This is a genomic window from Streptomyces durhamensis (assembly GCF_000725475.1).
In the GTDB taxonomy this organism is placed as follows: Bacteria; Actinomycetota; Actinomycetes; order Streptomycetales; family Streptomycetaceae; genus Streptomyces; species Streptomyces filipinensis.
This window is the reverse complement of the sequence record NZ_JNXR01000017.1, coordinates 1-15,442: the sequence shown is the minus strand read 5'-3', so window position 1 is coordinate 15,442 and position 15,442 is coordinate 1. Positions and strand designations below refer to the sequence as shown.

The window sequence follows — 15,442 nt, the reverse complement described above, 5'->3', positions numbered from 1 at the left end:
GGCACCGGGCTGGTGGGGCCGGGTCCGCTGTCGAATGGCCGTCATGATGCGGGGGCCGATTACCGACGCGTTCCCATCGCGAACGTCTGAAGAGGATCAGGACGGGAACGGATCGGGACGGGATCGGGAGCCGTCCGCGTCACGGTCCCAAGGTCGTTGTCTGCACAACCCGCAGAAGGAGTACTGCCGTGAAGGATCCGCGGGACCATTCGCCGGACGGCACGGAACTGGCGCACGCGCTCCAGGACCTGTCCTCCGTGGAGCGCTGGGCGGAGCGGGCGGCCACCGACGGCCAGGCGCCGCCGTACACCGTCCAGGGCCCCGTCGACGGCCCCAGGTTCAGCGTCGACACGGAGACGGTGGACGGGATGCACAACGTGGCCCGGATCGCCCCGCCCCCTTCCGGCGAGGCCGAGCGGGCCGCCATGCGCTCGCTGGTGCGCTCGTTGCTCGACCTGGCCGGCCATGAGTCGGGACCGGCCCGCACCCAGGTGGTACTGACCCCTGCGGGGCCCCGGGTGGTGGCGTGCAGTCTGAGTAAGTAACCGCAGGTCAAAGACGTGCCCCGGGTGTTCCCGGGGCCGTTCCCCATGCGTTCCCGCAGGGCGGTAACGCACGAGGAACCCACCGGGAACGGCCCCCAGGAAAGTCAGTGGCGTCAGGAAGCGGAAAACACCGCGAAACGCACAGACACCACAAAAGGGGCAGACAATGGGACGCAAGGTCGCTGGGTTCATCGGTCTGATCGCCGCCACCCTGGTCCTCGGCTACGGCGGCCACACCGTCCAGCCGGGCATGTTCCAGGCGGACAACCAGAACCCCACCGGCGTCACCACCGTCCTCGCGGACAACCAGAACCCGACCGGCACCACCACGGTCGTCCTGGCCGACAACCAGAACCCCACGGTCATCGCCGCGCGCTGAGCCCACGCCCCAGGCCGCACGTCTCGCGACAGTGCCCCGTCCGGATCTCCGGGCGGGGCACTGCGCCGTTCCCGCGGCCGTTCCCGCTCCTGCTCCTCCTCCTGGGTCACCCCTGGTGAAGAAACCTTTCGGCGTATGTTCTCGGCCCGTTCAGCGGCGGCGCCGGTCCTCCGCGACCCCCATGCGCGCGAACAGTTCCTCCGCCGCGGCCCGGTGCCGGACCGCGGCCGCGGCGTCGTCCTCGGCGTCCGCCAGCCCGCACAGCGCGTACGCCTCCTCGATGCGGTAGCTCATCGCCGAGGCCAGTTCATGGGCGTCGGCGTGCAGTTCGCGGGCGGCCCGCCGCTCCCCCTGCCGCCGGCGCAGCCGGCCCACGATGTTCTCCACCTTGGCCCGGCGCAGCGGCGAGGCGTTGGACGCCACCAGTTCGAGGGCCTGCTCGGCCAGGTCGGGAGTGCGCACGGGCCGGCCCAGGTGCTGGTCGACGTCGGCCGACAGGGCCAGGGTCAGCGCCACGTTCCCCGGATCCGCGCCGTCGTCCACGAGGGTGCGGGCCCGTTCCAGGCTGCGGGCGGCCGACTCGTACTCGCCGAGACCGGCCTGCGCGAAGGCGAGGTCGGTGAAGGCGGAGAACTGGTTCTCGAACTTGCCCAGGCCGCTCTGCAGTTCGACCGCGCGCTGGGCCGCCGCCCTGGCCTCCTCGTAGCGCCCCCACTGCTCGTAGAGCGTGCTGAGCAGGGTGAGGCTGTCGGCCTCCGCCCGGGCGATGCCCAGTTCCCGCTCGTAGGCGGTGGCCCGCTCCAGATGGACCAGCGCCTCGGGGAAGTTGCCGAGCAGGCTGTTGAACTGGCCGAGGGTGCCCTCGCTGTGCGCCTCGGTGTGCCGGTCGCCGAGCTGCGCGGCGACGTCCCGGCCCTCCCTGGCCGCCTCCAGTCCCTCCTCGAAGCGGCCCAGACGCCAGCACGCCACGCCCAGGTTGGACAGGCTCATGCCCAGCAGGGCGAGATCGCCGAGGCGTTTCGCGGCGGCGACCGAGGCCCGCCCCAGTGCCCCGAACTCCTCCAGCTGCCCTCGCGCGTTGAGCTGGAAGACGAGGTTGCGGCTCAGGCAGACGACATATCGGTCCAGGCCCCGGCGCTCGGCCAGAGTGACCGCGGCGAGCAGCGCGTCCTGTTCCCGGGTGAACCAGGTCTGGGCCTGCTCGGCGTCACCGAGGGAGGGCAGATCGGCCGTGGACTTCTCGATGCCGGTGGGGCGGTGGCGGCGGCCGGGGTAGAGGACGTCGCAGGCCACCTCGGTCGCCGTGAGGTAGTAGCAGAGCAGTCGTTCCACGGCGGCCGCCGCCTCGCGGCCGTCCTGGTCGGCGGCGTCGAAGAGACTCTGGGCGAAGCTGCGCACCAGGTCGTGGAAGGAGTACAGCCCGATCTCCGGCTGCTGCACGAGATGCACGTCCAGCAGGCGTTCCAGCACGTCCTCGGCGTCCCAGATGCCGGAGCCGAGCAGCGCGGCCGCCGCGTGGACGTTGATGTCGCCGCCCGGGTGCAGGGAGAGGATCCGGAAGGCCGTGCGGCTCTCCTCGTCCAGGGCCTGGTACGACAGGCGCAGGGTGGCCGAGACGCTGCGGGCGCCGGAGCTGAGCTCGTCGAGCCGGCGGGTCTCGTCCCGTAGCCGTTCGGCCAGGTACTGCAGGGTCCAGCGGGGCCGGTTGCGCAGCCGGGCGGTGGCGATGCGCAGGGCGAGCGGGAGGTGGTCGCACAGCCGGGCCAGTTCGGCGGCGGCCTCGGGCTCGGCGGCGACGCGTCCGGCGCCGAGGGTCTCGGCGACCAGGGCCGCGCTCTCGCGCGGGGACATCACGCCCAGGGAGATCCAGTGCGCGCCGTCCAGGTCGACGAGACGGCCCCGGCTGGTGAGCAGGACCAGGCAGCCGGAGGTGGTGGGCAGCAGCGGACGGATACCGGCGGCGTCGGCCGCGTTGTCGAGCAGGATCAGCAGCCGCTTGCCGCTGAGCGTGGCCCGCCACAGGGCGGTGCGGCCGGCCGTGTCGTCGGGGATGCGGTCGCCGGGGATGCCGATCGCCCGCAGCAGGCTGTCCAGCGCGGTGCCGGCGGAGACCGGCTGGTCACCGGGGGTGTAGCCGCGCAGGTCGATATGGAGCTGGCCGTCCGGGTACTCGGGGACGAGCTGGTAGGCGGCGCGCACCGCGAGCGAGGTCTTGCCGCTGCCGCCCATGCCGTCCAGAGCCACGATTTTCGGCCCCTGCTCCCCTTTCTGCGTCGCGCAGCGCAGCAGTTCGGCCATCTCGACCTCGCGGCCGGTGAAGTCGGCGAGGTCGTAGGGCAGGGTGCAGGGCGGCTCGGCCGGGAGCGGGGCGGCGACGGGCGCCGGAGCGGCGGGCTCCGGACCGGCCAGTTCCGGGCTCTCGCGCAGGATGCCCTCGTACAGCCTGGTCAGGTGCGCGCCCGGGTCGACGCCGAGTTCCTCGACGAGAAGTTCGCGGACCTTGCCGTACTCCTCCAGGGCCTCGGCCTGCCGTCCGGAGCGGTACAGGGCGAGCATCAGCTGGCCGCGCAGGGTCTCACGCAGCGGGTGCTGGGCGACCAGCTCCCTGAGGTCCGGGATGAGCTCGCCGGACTCGCCGAGGGTGAGGCGGAGGCCGAGGTGCTCCTCCCACACGGCCAGCCGGCGTTCCTCGATGCTGGTGGCGGCCGCCTCGATGACCGGTCCCCCGATACCGGACAGCACCGGACCGCGCCACAACGCCAGGGCCCCGCGTAGAATTTCGGCCGCATCGGAGAGTCGACTTTCGGCCACGGCCGTTTTCGCCGTACGTATCAGCATTCCGAATTCGGACAGATCATTCTGGGTCTCGTCGATCACGACCCGGTAGCCGGGACCCTCCGTGAGCAGCACGCCTGCGCCGCCCGGTATTCGTCTTCGCAGGTCAGCGACCGCCTTGCGGACCTGGTGGGACGCGGTCGCCGGCGGATCCTCGTCCCAGGCGGCCTCGACCAGCCGGGAGACCGTAAGGACCTTCCCCGGCTCCAACAGCAACGTGGCCAGAACTCGCTCCTGAATGACTCCGCCGAGTTTCAGCCGAACACCATTCGACCATCCTTCCATCGGGCCGAGGATATTGAACCGAAGCTGATCTCCTGACGCCGCCGTCACCGACAGCCTCCCCCCTGGGTCGCGCTCCCCTAAAGCAGTCCGCTTCGCGCCGGAGGAATCGTAACGGCACGCGGAACGCTGCGGTACTGAACGGGGAATCGTTCGGGAAGCACTTCATCGAGTCTCTTCCTCGTTGGCAGGCACCTCATCGCCTCGGGTCGCCTACCTGGCATTCAGCCAAGAATCTGAGGATTAAGGAGACACCGATGAACTCCGAGTCCACACCCGGTCTCGATGTGCTGCTGCAGAATGCACGGCGGCGGGCGGGGCTCACCCAGACGCAGCTCGCCGGGCTTGCCACAGTGAGCGTGCGCGCCATCCGGGACCTGGAGCAGGGGCGCGTGCGAAACCCTCGTAAAGAAACTCTCAGATTGCTGGCCGATGCCATGCGCATGAGCGACGCCCGGCGCGTCGAGCTGGAATTGGCGGCCGACGCCCACGCGGCGGGCCGGGTCCTGCAGTCCCTCTACAGCGCCGAACTGGCCGCCCCGCCCACCCCGCTGCGCCCGCTGACCGGCCGTCGCGCCGAACTGGAGGCGCTGACGGAACGGCTGGACAACCGGCACGACCGGCTGCTGACCCTGGTGGGCCTGGCCGGAGTGGGCAAGTCCCGGCTGGCCCAGGAGGCCGCGACCGTGCTGCACACCCGGGACCGGATGCCGGTGCTGTGGGTCCCCATGGCCCACGGCCCCGACGCAGGCCCGGAGCAGGGGCCGCAGACGCCGCTGGCCGAATGGGTCCGCTCGCTGATCCGCGACGGCGACCGCTTCGAGGAGCTGACCTCGGTCATCGGGTCCAAGCCGACCCTGATCGTGCTGGACGGCCTCGACGACTCGGCGCCCGCGGTGCCCGTCCTGCTGAACCTGCTGCGCGCCTGCGAACGGCTGAAGATCATCGTCACCTCGCGGCGGGTGACCCGGCCCCCGGCCGGTCGTCTGCTGCCGCTGGGCCCCCTGCCGGCGCCCGCTCCGCACACCGCCGGGTCCACGCTGCCCGGCGACTCACTGGTCGCGGGCCGGCCCGCCGTCGAGCTGATGCTGTCGTACGTCAGCCACATGCGTCCCGACCTGCTGCCCACCGACACCGTCACGACCGCCGTCGCGCACATCTGCCACCGCCTTGACGGCATACCGCAGGCCCTGGAGGCCGCCGCCTCCTGGCTGCTGCTCTACTCGCCGGACCAGCTCCTGGAGATCGCCCGCTCGACCCCGCTGCTCCTCGTCGACGGCGTCACGACGGCGACCTCGGAGCCGGGCGCCACGCTCAGCGAGCAGCTGGGCGCCGCACTGGCCGAACTGGACGCCCGTGCCGCCGCCCTGCTCACCACCCTGGCGGCCCTTCCCGAGCCGTGGACGGTGGACGCCGGCGCCCGCGCGGGCGGCAGGCCGCTGAGCGAGACCGCCCGGGACGTGCACGACCTGCTGCTGCGGGGCCTGATCCGCCAGCACCCGGCGGAGCCGGGCGGGCCCGTGGGGTTCACGGTGCTGAACCTGGTCCGCGAGCTGATGGCCGCGCGGCGACCGGCCGCGGACCTGGTCGGCGCCTCCGACTGAGGCACCCCCCTGGGGCCCCCGGACCGGCACACCACCCGGCCGGCGACACCGGACCGGCGGAACGACCGGCGACGCGACACCCGGCCGACGCGACACCCGATCCCGTCCACGCGACACCCGATCCCGCTTCACTCCCCGACCACCCTTTCCACGAAAGGCACCCCACCCATGCGCAACCTCATCTCCCTCGCCGACCTGACGCCCGCCGAGCTCGACCGGATCGTGCGGCGGGCCGTGTTCTTCGGCCGCGAGGGTGTCGACCGCAGGTCACTCGCCGGCAAGCAGGTCGGCGTGTACTTCCGCAAGTCCTCGACCCGCACCCGTACGTCGTTCTGGAGCGCGGCGACCCGGCTGGGCGCCGACGTCATCACCTACGGCCCGAACGAGCTGCAGCTGTCCACCGGCGAGACCGTCGAGGACACCTCGCGTGTGCTCGGGCAGTACCTGGACGCCCTGGTGGTGCGCACCAACGAGGACGTGGAGGAGATACGACGGCTCGGCAGCAGCCCGGATCTGGCCGTCGTCAACGCGCTGAGCCTGGACGAGCACCCCACCCAGGCGATCGCGGACCTGGCCACGCTCACCGAGCGGTTCGGCTCGCTGGACGGGCTGCATCTCCTCGCTGTCGGCGAGGGCAACAGCTCCGGCGCCGCCCTGGCGCTGGCCACGGCGCTCAGCCCGGGGCTGCGGCTGACCCTGCTGTGCCCGAGCGGCTACGAGGTGCCGAAGGACAAGCTCGACCTCGCCGACGAGCTCGCCGGCGGCAAGGCCGCGGTCACGCAGATCACGAACCCGGACGAGGTCGAGGGGCCGGTCGACGCGGTGTACACCAGCCGCTGGCAGACGATGGGCGTGGCCAAGGCCGACCCGGACTGGCTGAAGGACTTCGAGGGCTTCCAGATCGACGACGCCTTCCTCGACCGGTTCGGCCGCCCGGACGCCGTGTTCCTGCACGACCTGCCCGCGGTGCGCGGCCAGGAGGTCACGGACGAGGTGCTGGACGGGCCGCGCAGCGTCGCCTGGCGGCAGGCATACCACAAGATGACGGCCGCGATGGCGGTGCTGGAGTGGTGCGTGGTCTCGTCCGGGAACTGAACAGGAAAAGGGCCGGGCGGGCTGGAATTCTCCAGCCCGCCCGGCCCTTGTGTCGTTTCAGCCCGCCAGCGCGGCGACCACGGAACGCGGGCGCATGTCCGTCCAGTTGGCCTCGATGAATTCCATGCATTCCTGCTTTCCGCTCTCTTCCTTCACGAGTTCCCAGCCGGCCGGCTGCTCGATACGGGCGGGCCACAGGGAGTGCTGCCCCTCGTCGTTGACCAGCACCACGTAGCGGCCCTCGGCGTCCTCGAACGGATTCGTTGCCATGATGTCCACCTCTGTGAAGTCGGGTTGTGGGGAAAACGCTAGATCCGCGTGGCCGCCTTGCCGGGCAGGAAGCCGGGCAGTTGGGCGGCAACCGGACTGCGGTGCGCGCGAGTGACCGCGATCCCGGTGGCGACGGTGGCCGCACGGACCGAGGCGAGCGCCTCACGCAGCAGCGCCGCACGCTCCGACGGGGCCTGGGCGACCGGCGGCCGGCCCGCCCGCACGAGACTCAATGCCGCTTCCAGCACGGCGACTTGGGCCTCCCCCAGGGCCTCGCTCCGGTCGATGCCCTCACGCGCCCGGTCCAGCACGTCCTCCAGCGTGTCCGTCATGTCCTCACTCCTCACTCGGGTGTCTCGTGCACCCCAGTGTCGGGGCCCGTGGAGGCCGGCGGCGGCAGCCGGTCGCCAACTGCTGCCCGGCTGCCTGTCGGTTGCCGCCGCGGGCGCCGGATACGGCCGTGGCGTGAATCTACGGTGTTGTCCGAAAGGAAGTTCCGGGATCGCCGGAACCTCTTTCTCCCCTGTCATCCCATGATGTGGACGAAACGAACAATGAAGCCTGTGGAATGGGCGGATCGCCCTCGATCCGGGCCGCTGGACGTCGTCGTTACCGGACTGCCGTCCGATGCGCACACCTGGAATCTGGTATTCATCCAGCTGTTGCTCGAAGACCTCGGGCACAAGGTCGTCAACCTGGGTCCGTGCGTTCCCCAGGACGAAATCGTGGAATCCTGCTGCAAGTTCGAGCCGGACCTGCTGGTCGTCAGCAGTGTCAACGGGCACGGCTTCAACGACGCCCGGCCGCTCATCGAGGCGGTCAGGTCCCGCTGGGAGCTGGCGGGCCTGCCGGCCGTCATCGGCGGCAAGCTCGGCGTCGGCGGCGGTGAGCGCGAGCAGGCCGGCGAGCTGATGCGGGCCGGATTCGACGCGGTGTTCCAGGACGGGACCGGCGAAGAGCCCGGCTTCGCCGCCTTCACGTCCTTCGTCGGTTCCCTGGCGGTGACACGGTGAACGCGCTGCACCGGCGCCCGCGCTCCTTCGGCCGGTTCGTCGCCGAGGCGCAGGCCCGCGGGGCGCTCGTGGTGCAGCCGCGGATGGGGTTCTCGGACCCGGCGCTGATGCGGGCCGGCCTGCTGGCCACCAAGGGGGCGGCGGACGCGGTCGTCGGCACCCTCACCATCGACAGCTACACGCGGGTGGGCGACGAGCCCTCGGCAGTCCGGGCGCTGCACGACCAGGTCCCGCTCAACGGCTTCCCGATCACCTCCTACAGCCCGCACACCGCGGCCTGGGTGCTGGACGGCGTACGCGACGCCTCCTTCCCGGTGCAGGTGCGGCACGGCTCGGCCCGCCCCCAGGGCATCGTCGCCGCGCTGTCCCTGCTCGGCCTGGACGCCACCGAGGGCGGGCCGGTGTCGTACTGCCTGCCGTACGGGCGCACGCCGCTGCTGGACTCGGTGCGCAACTGGCGGGAGAGCTGCGAGGCGCTGGCGGCGCTGCGGGCGTCCGGCGCGGAGCCGCACCTGGAGACGTTCGGCGGCTGCATGCTCGGCCAGCTGTGCCCGCCGGGACTGCTGGTGGCGATCAGCGCGCTGGAGGCGCTGTTCTTCCACCGGGCGGGCCTGCGCAGCATCTCGCTCAGCTACGCCCAGCAGACCAGCCCCGCCCAGGACCGTGAGGCGGTGCACGCGCTGCGCCGGCTGGCCGGCGAACTGCTGCCCGACACCGACTGGCACATCGTCCTGTACACCTACATGGGCCTGTACCCCCGCACCCGGCGCGGCGCCCTGGACCTCCTTGAGCGCTCCGCCGAGCTGGCCGTGGAGACGGGCGCTGCCCGGCTGATCGTGAAGACGACAGCCGAGTCGCACCGGATCCCGACGGTGGCGGAGAACGCCGAGGCGCTGGGTGTCGCGTCCCGGGCGGCCGCCCGGCACGTCGCGGCGCCCCCACCGCGCGCCGGCCTCGCCGACAACCCCGTCTACGCGGAGGCCCGCGCCCTCGTGGACGCCGTACTCGACCTGGACGCGGATCTCGGCCGGGCGCTGCTGAAGGCGTTCGCCCGCGGTCTGCTCGACGTCCCCTACTGCCTGCATCCCGACAACGCGGGCCGCACCAGGAGCGCCATCGACCGCGACGGCCGGCTCGTGTGGTCGGAGATCGGGGCGATGCCCATCGGCCACGTCTCACGGCGCGGCCGCCGGCTCACGGCGATGGGCCTGTACGACGCGCTGTCGTTCGTGCAGCGCCGCCACGACACCCCCCAGACCCAGGAGGTAGCAGCATGACCAGCACGCCCGCGTTCCCGTCCTCGCCCGACGAGCACCTGCTGCGGGAGAACACCCGCGCCACCCTGCGCATCCAGTCCCGGATGCTGGCCGCGACCCGCGCGTTCCTGACCGGGCGCGGCTTCCAGGAGCTGCTGCCGCCGGTGATCGGTCCGGTCACCGACCCGGGCATCCGCGGTTCCAAGCAGGTCGACGTCGATTTCTACGGCCACAAGTACAAGCTGATGACCAGCGCGATCCTGTACAAGCAGGCGTCCCTGCTCGCCTTCGACAAGATCTTCTACATCGCGCCGAACGTCCGTCTGGAGCCGTTGGAGACAGCGGTCACGCACCGCCATCTCGCCGAGTTCCACCAGATCGACGTGGAGATACGCGACGCCCGCCGCGAGGACGCGATGGAGGTCGCCGAGCGGTTGGTGGCGTACGTCGTCGACGAGGTGGTCCGGGAGCTGCCGGGCGACCTGGAGCTGCTCGGCCGGGACACGGACGCGTTCCGCGAGGTGGTGCAGGGCGTCTTCGGCCGGACGACCCACAAGGAGGCGACCGCCGACCTGGTGGCGCTGGGTCACCCGCAGGATCCGGGCGCCGAGATCGACTGGCAGGGCGAGGAGATCATCTCCGCGAAGTGCAGCCGGCCGTTCTTCGTGGTCGACTACCCGAAGGGCTCGCGCGGCTTCTACGACCGCGAGGACCCCGGTCAGCCGGGCGTGCTGCGCAACTTCGACCTGATCGCGCCCGAGGGGTACGGCGAGCTGGCCAGCGGCAGCGAGCGCGAGCACGACTACGCGGCCCTGGTGACCCGGATGCGGGAGACGGGCGAGAACCCGGCCAAGTACGGCTGGTACCTGGACCTGGCCCGGCGCGGCATCCCCGCCAGCTCCGGCTTCGGCATCGGCCTGGAGCGCTTCACCCGCTACGTCACCGGCCGCACCGCGGTGTGGGAGGCCAGCGCCTACCCGAAGGTCCCGGGAGTGGTGTCGGCATGAGCACCGTACTGAGCGCCACCGGCTTCCCCGAGGAGCAGGTGCGGCACCGGGCCCGGCACGGCGCGGCCGCCGCCTTCCCCGCCCTGGAGGGCTACGGCAGCGGCCTGCTCGGCGCCGTCCCGGCCGGGCAGGACCCGTACGACCTGCTGGAGCGGGCCCGGATCGTGCCGCCGGTGTTCATGCCGGAGCGGCTGAAGAAGCTGATCGAGCTGGCCCGCGAACCGCTGTACACGGACGTCGAACTGGACGCCGCGGTCGGCGGGTTCGCCTCCCGGCTGCCGCTGTACGTGTCGGCGTTCGGCTCCACCCAGGTCGCCAGCCGCGACCTCGGCGAGGCGGCGGGCCGGCAGGCGGGGCGGCTGGGCATCCCCATGGTCATCGGCGAGAACGTCGTCCCCGTCAACGGCTACCGGGCCGCGGCCGAGGCCGAGGTCTCGCCGCTGCTGGGCCGGATCGCCGCGTACACACAGGCCGCCGCGGCCGGCGGCAACGAGGAGTTCGGCGGTGTCGTCGTCCAGCAGTCCACCGAGGACGCGGACGCCGAGGTGTGGAACCTCGTCTACAGCGACCCGGTCTGCGAACCCCTGCTGGCCTCCGGCCGGCTGGCCTTCGAGCTGAAGGTCGGCCAGGGCGCCAAGCCGGGGCTGGGCGGGCTGACCGTCCTGGGCCGCGAGGCCGCCGGGAGGGTCGCCGAGCAGTACGCCACCGACGAGGTGTTCGGCGCCGGGGACGAGCGCGTGCTGCGGATCAGCAGCCCCGGCACCTTCACCGAGGAGATCCTGCGCCAGCAGATCCGGCTGATGCGCAACAACTTCCCGCGGGTGAAGGTGTGGGTGAAGCTGCACCCCGGCCGCGATGTCGCGCTCGCGGCGGCCACCGCGTGGGCGGCCGGCGCGGACTCCGTCACGGTCGACGGCGCCGAGGGCGGCACGGCCTGGGCCCCCAGCGGGTTCCTCAGCCAGGTCGGACTCCCGCTCGGCGAGTGCCTGACCCGGATCGGCCGCACCGGTAACTGCCTGCTGGCCAGCGGGCGCATGTGGGAGGGCACCCGGGCCGTCAAGGCGCTTGCGCTCGGCGCCCACGCCGTCGGACTCGGCCGGGCCGCCCTGCTGGCGGTCGACGAGGACGCCGGGGACGGTCTCGTCCGGCTCGTCGAGAGCATCGCGCTGGAGCTGCGGCTGCTGATCAGCGCGCTCGGCAAGTACCGGGCGGACGCGCTGGACGCGAAGGACGTCCTGCTGCCACCGACCTGAACTCCCTTGAGATTCCCCTGACTTGACCAGCTCCACCGCTTTCGTACACGTCGTGGCTCCCGTCGGTCTCCCGGCCCGCCGCGAGACCAGCCAACCGAGCTTCCCGAGAAGGTGTCGAGATGTCCCAGCAGCAAGCCGAACCGGCTCTCTCCACGGGCGCCGACGGCGTGCCCGCGCACATCGCCGCGTACAACGACACGGCGGTGGACCTCCCCGTCGGTGCCCTGCACGAGCTGTTCACCGCGCAGGCCGCCCGCACCCCGGACGCGGTCGCCCTGGTGAGCGGGGAGCGCCGGCTCACCTACCGGGAGCTGGACGGCGCCTCCGACGCCCTGGCGCACCGGCTGATCGACGCCGGTGTGGGCCCCGCGGACGCGGTCGGCCTGCTCTTCGACCGGTCCCTCGCCTACGTCGTCACCGTGCTGGCCGTCCTCAAGTCCGGCGGCGTGTACGTCCCGCTGGACCCGCGTCAGCGCTCCGAGCGGCAGAGCTGGATCCTCGACAACACCTCCGCCGTGCTGCTGGTGACGGACCGGCAGGCCGAGGAGGAGACCTCCTTCGCGGGGGAGCTTCCCGTACTGCGAGTGAGCGACGCGAGCGTGATCGCGTACGACCACGCGCCCGCGCCCCGGGTCGAGGTCCACCCGGACCAGGCGCTGTACGTGATGTTCACCTCCGGCTCCACCGGCACCCCCAAGGGTGTCGTCAACACCCACCGCAACGTGGTGGAGCTGGCCCTGGACCCCGGCTTCGGCACCGCGGCCCACGAGCGGGTCCTCGCCTACTCGCCGCTGGCCTTCGACTCCTCGACGTACGAGCTGTGGGTGCCGCTGCTGCGCGGCGGGCTGGCCGTCGTGCTGTCCTCCCCGAAGATCGACATCGGTGAGCTGGGCGAGGCCGTCGCCCGGTACGACGTGACCGCCGCCTACTTCACGACCGCCCTCTTCGACGCGATGGCCGGCGAGGCGATCGAGGGCCTGGCCCGGCTGCGGGAGATCTGGACCGGTGGCGACGTGCTGTCGGCGACCGCCCTGCAGAAGGTCCTCGACCACTGCCCGGACACCACGGTCGTGCACGTCTACGGCCCGACCGAGGCCACCGTCTTCTGCAGCTACCAGGCCTTCACCCCCGACGTGCGCACCCTGGACCGCCTCCACCTGGGCGTCCCGATGGCCAACACCGCGATGTACGTCCTGGACGCCGGCCTGCGCCACACGGCCCCCGGCGAGACCGGGGAACTCTATGTCGCCGGCCCGCACCTGGCGCAGGGCTACAGCCGCCGCCCGGGCACCACCGCCGAGCGCTTCACCGCCGACCCGTACGGCCCGGCCGGCAGCCGCATGTACCGCACCGGTGACCTCGCCGCCTGGAACGAGCACGGCGAGATCGTCTTCCAGGGCCGCGCCGACCAGCAGATCAAGCTGCGCGGCAACCGCATCGAGCCGGGCGAGATCGAGACGGTGCTGACCGGCCACCCGTCCGTGAACCAGGCCGCGGTGATCGTCCGCGAGGACCGCCCCGGAGACAAGCGCCTGGTGGCGTACGTCGTCCCGGCCGTCGAGGGTGTCGTCGACACCGCCGAGCTGCTGGGGTACGCCGGCCGGGAACTGGTCGAGTACATGGTCCCATCGGCGATCGTCCCGCTCGGCACACTGCCGCTGACCCCCAACGGCAAGCTGGACCGGCGCGCCCTGCCCGCGCCCGGCGCCGGCACGAAGGCGAACGGCCGGGCGCCGCGCAACGGCGTCGAGGAGGTGCTGAGCGGCCTGTTCGCGCACGCGCTGGGGCTGCCCTCGGTCGGCATCGACGACGACTTCTTCGCCGTCGGCGGCCACTCCCTGCTCGCCACCCGCCTGGTCAGCCGCGTCCGTACCACCCTCGGTGTCCAGCTCACCCTGCGGGAGTTCTTCAAGCACCCGACGGTGGCCCTGCTCGCCGAGTACATCGCCACCGAGGGCGGCGGCTCCGGGCGCCCCGAACTGACGGCCGCCGAGGAGCGGCCCCGGCTGCTTCCGCTGTCGGCGGCCCAGCAGCGGCTGTGGTTCCTGGACCAGCTGGAGGGTCCCTCGGCGACGTACAACATCCCGCTGACCGTGCGGATCACGGGCGAACTCGACGTGCGGGCGCTGGAAACGGCGTTCACCGACGTGGTGGGCCGGCACGAGAGCCTGCGCACGGTCTTCGGCAGCGAGGGCGGCCGGACCCACCAGCGGGTGCTGCCCGCGGACGCGGTCCGCGTGCGGCTGCCGGTCACGGCGGCGAGCGAGGCCACGGTGCCGGGTCTGCTGGCGGCCGAGGCGGCGCGGACCTTCGACCTGGGCGGTGAACTCCCGGTGCGGGCCGCCCTGTTCAGCCTGGACGAGCGGGAGCACGTGCTGCTGGTCGTGATGCACCACATCGTGTCGGACGGCTGGTCCTACCAGCCCCTGATGCGGGATCTGAGCACCGCCTACACGACCCGTTCGCGCGGTCAGCGTCCGGCCTGGGAACCGCTGCCGGTGCAGTACGCCGACTACACGCTGTGGCAGGAGAAGCTGCTGGAGGGGTGCGAGGAGGACCAGCTCGCCTTCTGGCGCTCGGCCCTGGCCGACCTGCCGGAGGAGGCCACCCTGCCGGCGGTCCGGCCGCGCCCCGCCGTCGCCTCCTACCGGGGCGCCACGCACACCGTGCACTGCCCGCCCGCGGTGCACGCGACGCTGGCCGGGCTGGCCCGCGAGTCCGGGGCGTCGGTGTTCATGGTGGCGCAGGCGGCGGTGTCGACCCTGCTGTCCCGTTCCGGCGGAGGCCACGACATTCCGCTCGGCTCCCCGATCGCGGGCCGCACGGACCAGAAGCTCGACGACCTGGTCGGCTTCTTCGTCAACACCCTCGTCCTGCGCACCGACCTGAGCGGCAGCCCGACCTTCCGCGAGCTGCTGACCCGGGTCCGGGAGACCGACCTGGCCGCCTGGGCCCACCAGGACCTGCCCTTCGACCGGCTGGTGGAGGTCCTCAACCCGGAGCGGTCCGCGTCCCGGCACCCCCTGTTCCAGGTCATGCTGACCCTGACCGACGCGGCCACGCCGACCCTGGTCGCCGAGGGCCTCGACGCCCACGCCGAGTTCACCTGGCTTCAGGCCGCCAAGTTCGACCTGACCTTCTCCTTCGCCGAGCACCGGGGCGCGGACGGCGCACCCGGCGGCCTGGACATCACCGTCGAGTACGCCACCGATCTCTACGACGCGAGCACCATCGAGGCGACCGCCGACCGGCTCGTACGTGGGCGGGCACGGTCACCGAGGGCGCCGGCGCCGGGCTCGGCGAGCTGTTCGCCGCGCAGGCGGCCCGGACCCCGGACGCCGTGGCCGTCGTCCACGGGACCGAGGAGCTGACGTACCGGGAACTCGACGAGCGGGCGAACCGGCTCGCCCACCGGCTGATCGCCGAGGGCGTCGGCGCCGGCAGCCGGGTCGCACTCTTCCAGGAACGGTCGGTGAACGCGGTCGTCACCACCCTCGCCGTGGTGAAGACGGGCGCGGTGTACGTTCCGCTCGACACCCGCTACCCCGTGGACCGCGTCCAGCTGATCGTGGCCCAGTCGAGCATCGGCTTCTTCCTCACGGACACCGACCTCGCGGGCCTCCAGCTCCCGCCCGGCGCACGGCTCTTCGACGTGGCCGGACTGGACGGCACCGGCACGGACGCGAGCGACCCGGCGGTGCGGGTCCACCCGGACCAGCCGGTGTACGCGATGTTCACGTCCGGCTCGACCGGGGTGCCGAAGGGCGTCGCCGTCACCCACCGCAACGTGGCCGACCTGGCCCACCAGGAGATGTACGCGAACGGCAACCACACCCGCGTCCTCTTCCACTCCCCCATGGCCTTCGACGCGTCCACGTACGAGATGTGGGTGCCCTGGCTGAC

At 72.2% G+C, this 15,442-nt stretch carries 13 protein-coding genes; 10 read left to right on the top strand and 3 right to left on the bottom strand.

The features are described from left to right. Positions 1–188 precede the first annotated feature (188 nt). Together IO33_RS0125615 and IO33_RS0125610 are read left to right on the top strand one after the other, a co-directional pair. Positions 189–545: a hypothetical protein gene (locus tag IO33_RS0125615; RefSeq protein WP_031169034.1), complete on the top strand. Its 357-nt coding sequence runs from the start codon at positions 189–191 to the stop codon at positions 543–545. A gap of 166 nt (positions 546–711) precedes the next feature. After that, positions 712–924 carry a hypothetical protein gene (locus IO33_RS0125610; RefSeq protein WP_031169032.1) on the top strand — a complete coding sequence of 71 codons (213 nt, stop codon included), beginning with the start codon at positions 712–714 and terminating at the stop codon, positions 922–924. A gap of 150 nt (positions 925–1,074) precedes the next feature. On the opposite strand, the gene IO33_RS0125605 is transcribed toward IO33_RS0125610, so the two are convergent. Continuing rightward, positions 1,075–4,044: an AfsR/SARP family transcriptional regulator gene (locus tag IO33_RS0125605; protein WP_051926968.1), complete on the bottom strand. Its 2,970-nt coding sequence runs from the start codon at positions 4,042–4,044 to the stop codon at positions 1,075–1,077. 254 nt (positions 4,045–4,298) lie between these two features. On the opposite strand from IO33_RS0125605, the gene IO33_RS0125600 reads away from it, so the two are divergent. Continuing rightward, complete coding sequence (locus tag IO33_RS0125600) at positions 4,299–5,645, top strand: helix-turn-helix domain-containing protein (RefSeq protein ID WP_031169028.1); 1,347 nt, start codon at positions 4,299–4,301, stop codon at positions 5,643–5,645. A gap of 168 nt (positions 5,646–5,813) precedes the next feature. After that, positions 5,814–6,740: an ornithine carbamoyltransferase gene (locus IO33_RS0125595; RefSeq protein ID WP_031169026.1), complete on the top strand. Its 927-nt coding sequence runs from the start codon at positions 5,814–5,816 to the stop codon at positions 6,738–6,740. A 57-nt stretch (positions 6,741–6,797) separates the two neighbouring features. On the opposite strand, the gene IO33_RS0125590 is transcribed toward IO33_RS0125595, so the two are convergent. Further along, entirely contained in the window at positions 6,798–7,010 is a 213-nt protein-coding gene (locus IO33_RS0125590; protein ID WP_031169024.1) for an MbtH family protein, read from the bottom strand. Positions 7,011–7,048: 38 nt separating this feature from the next. Further along, complete coding sequence (locus IO33_RS0125585; RefSeq protein WP_031169022.1) at positions 7,049–7,342, bottom strand: hypothetical protein; 294 nt, start codon at positions 7,340–7,342, stop codon at positions 7,049–7,051. A gap of 231 nt (positions 7,343–7,573) precedes the next feature. On the opposite strand from IO33_RS0125585, the gene IO33_RS0125580 reads away from it, so the two are divergent. The 6 genes from IO33_RS0125580 to IO33_RS46060 form a co-directional block, all read left to right on the top strand. Beyond that, entirely contained in the window at positions 7,574–8,023 is a 450-nt protein-coding gene (locus IO33_RS0125580) for a cobalamin B12-binding domain-containing protein (RefSeq protein WP_245235888.1), read from the top strand. 5 nt (positions 8,024–8,028) lie between these two features. Further along, complete coding sequence (locus IO33_RS0125575; protein WP_063765786.1) at positions 8,029–9,300, top strand: methylaspartate mutase; 1,272 nt, start codon at positions 8,029–8,031, stop codon at positions 9,298–9,300. Continuing rightward, the gene (locus IO33_RS0125570; protein WP_031169016.1) at positions 9,297–10,286 is read left to right on the top strand and encodes an asparagine synthetase A; all 990 of its coding nucleotides are present in this window, start codon (positions 9,297–9,299) and stop codon (positions 10,284–10,286) included. The genes IO33_RS0125575 and IO33_RS0125570 overlap by 4 nt, the downstream gene beginning before the upstream one ends. Continuing rightward, a complete protein-coding gene (locus tag IO33_RS0125565) occupies positions 10,283–11,539 on the top strand; it encodes a glutamate synthase-related protein (protein WP_031169014.1) in 1,257 nt (418 codons plus the stop codon). Before IO33_RS0125570 ends, IO33_RS0125565 begins: the two co-directional genes overlap by 4 nt. A gap of 119 nt (positions 11,540–11,658) precedes the next feature. Continuing rightward, positions 11,659–14,910, top strand: a complete 3,252-nt coding sequence (locus IO33_RS44510; protein WP_051926966.1) for a non-ribosomal peptide synthetase — start codon at positions 11,659–11,661, stop codon at positions 14,908–14,910. After that, a partial coding sequence (locus IO33_RS46060; RefSeq protein WP_167349470.1) for an AMP-binding protein occupies positions 14,880–15,442 on the top strand: 563 nt, incomplete at its 3' end. The genes IO33_RS44510 and IO33_RS46060, both read left to right, overlap by 31 nt.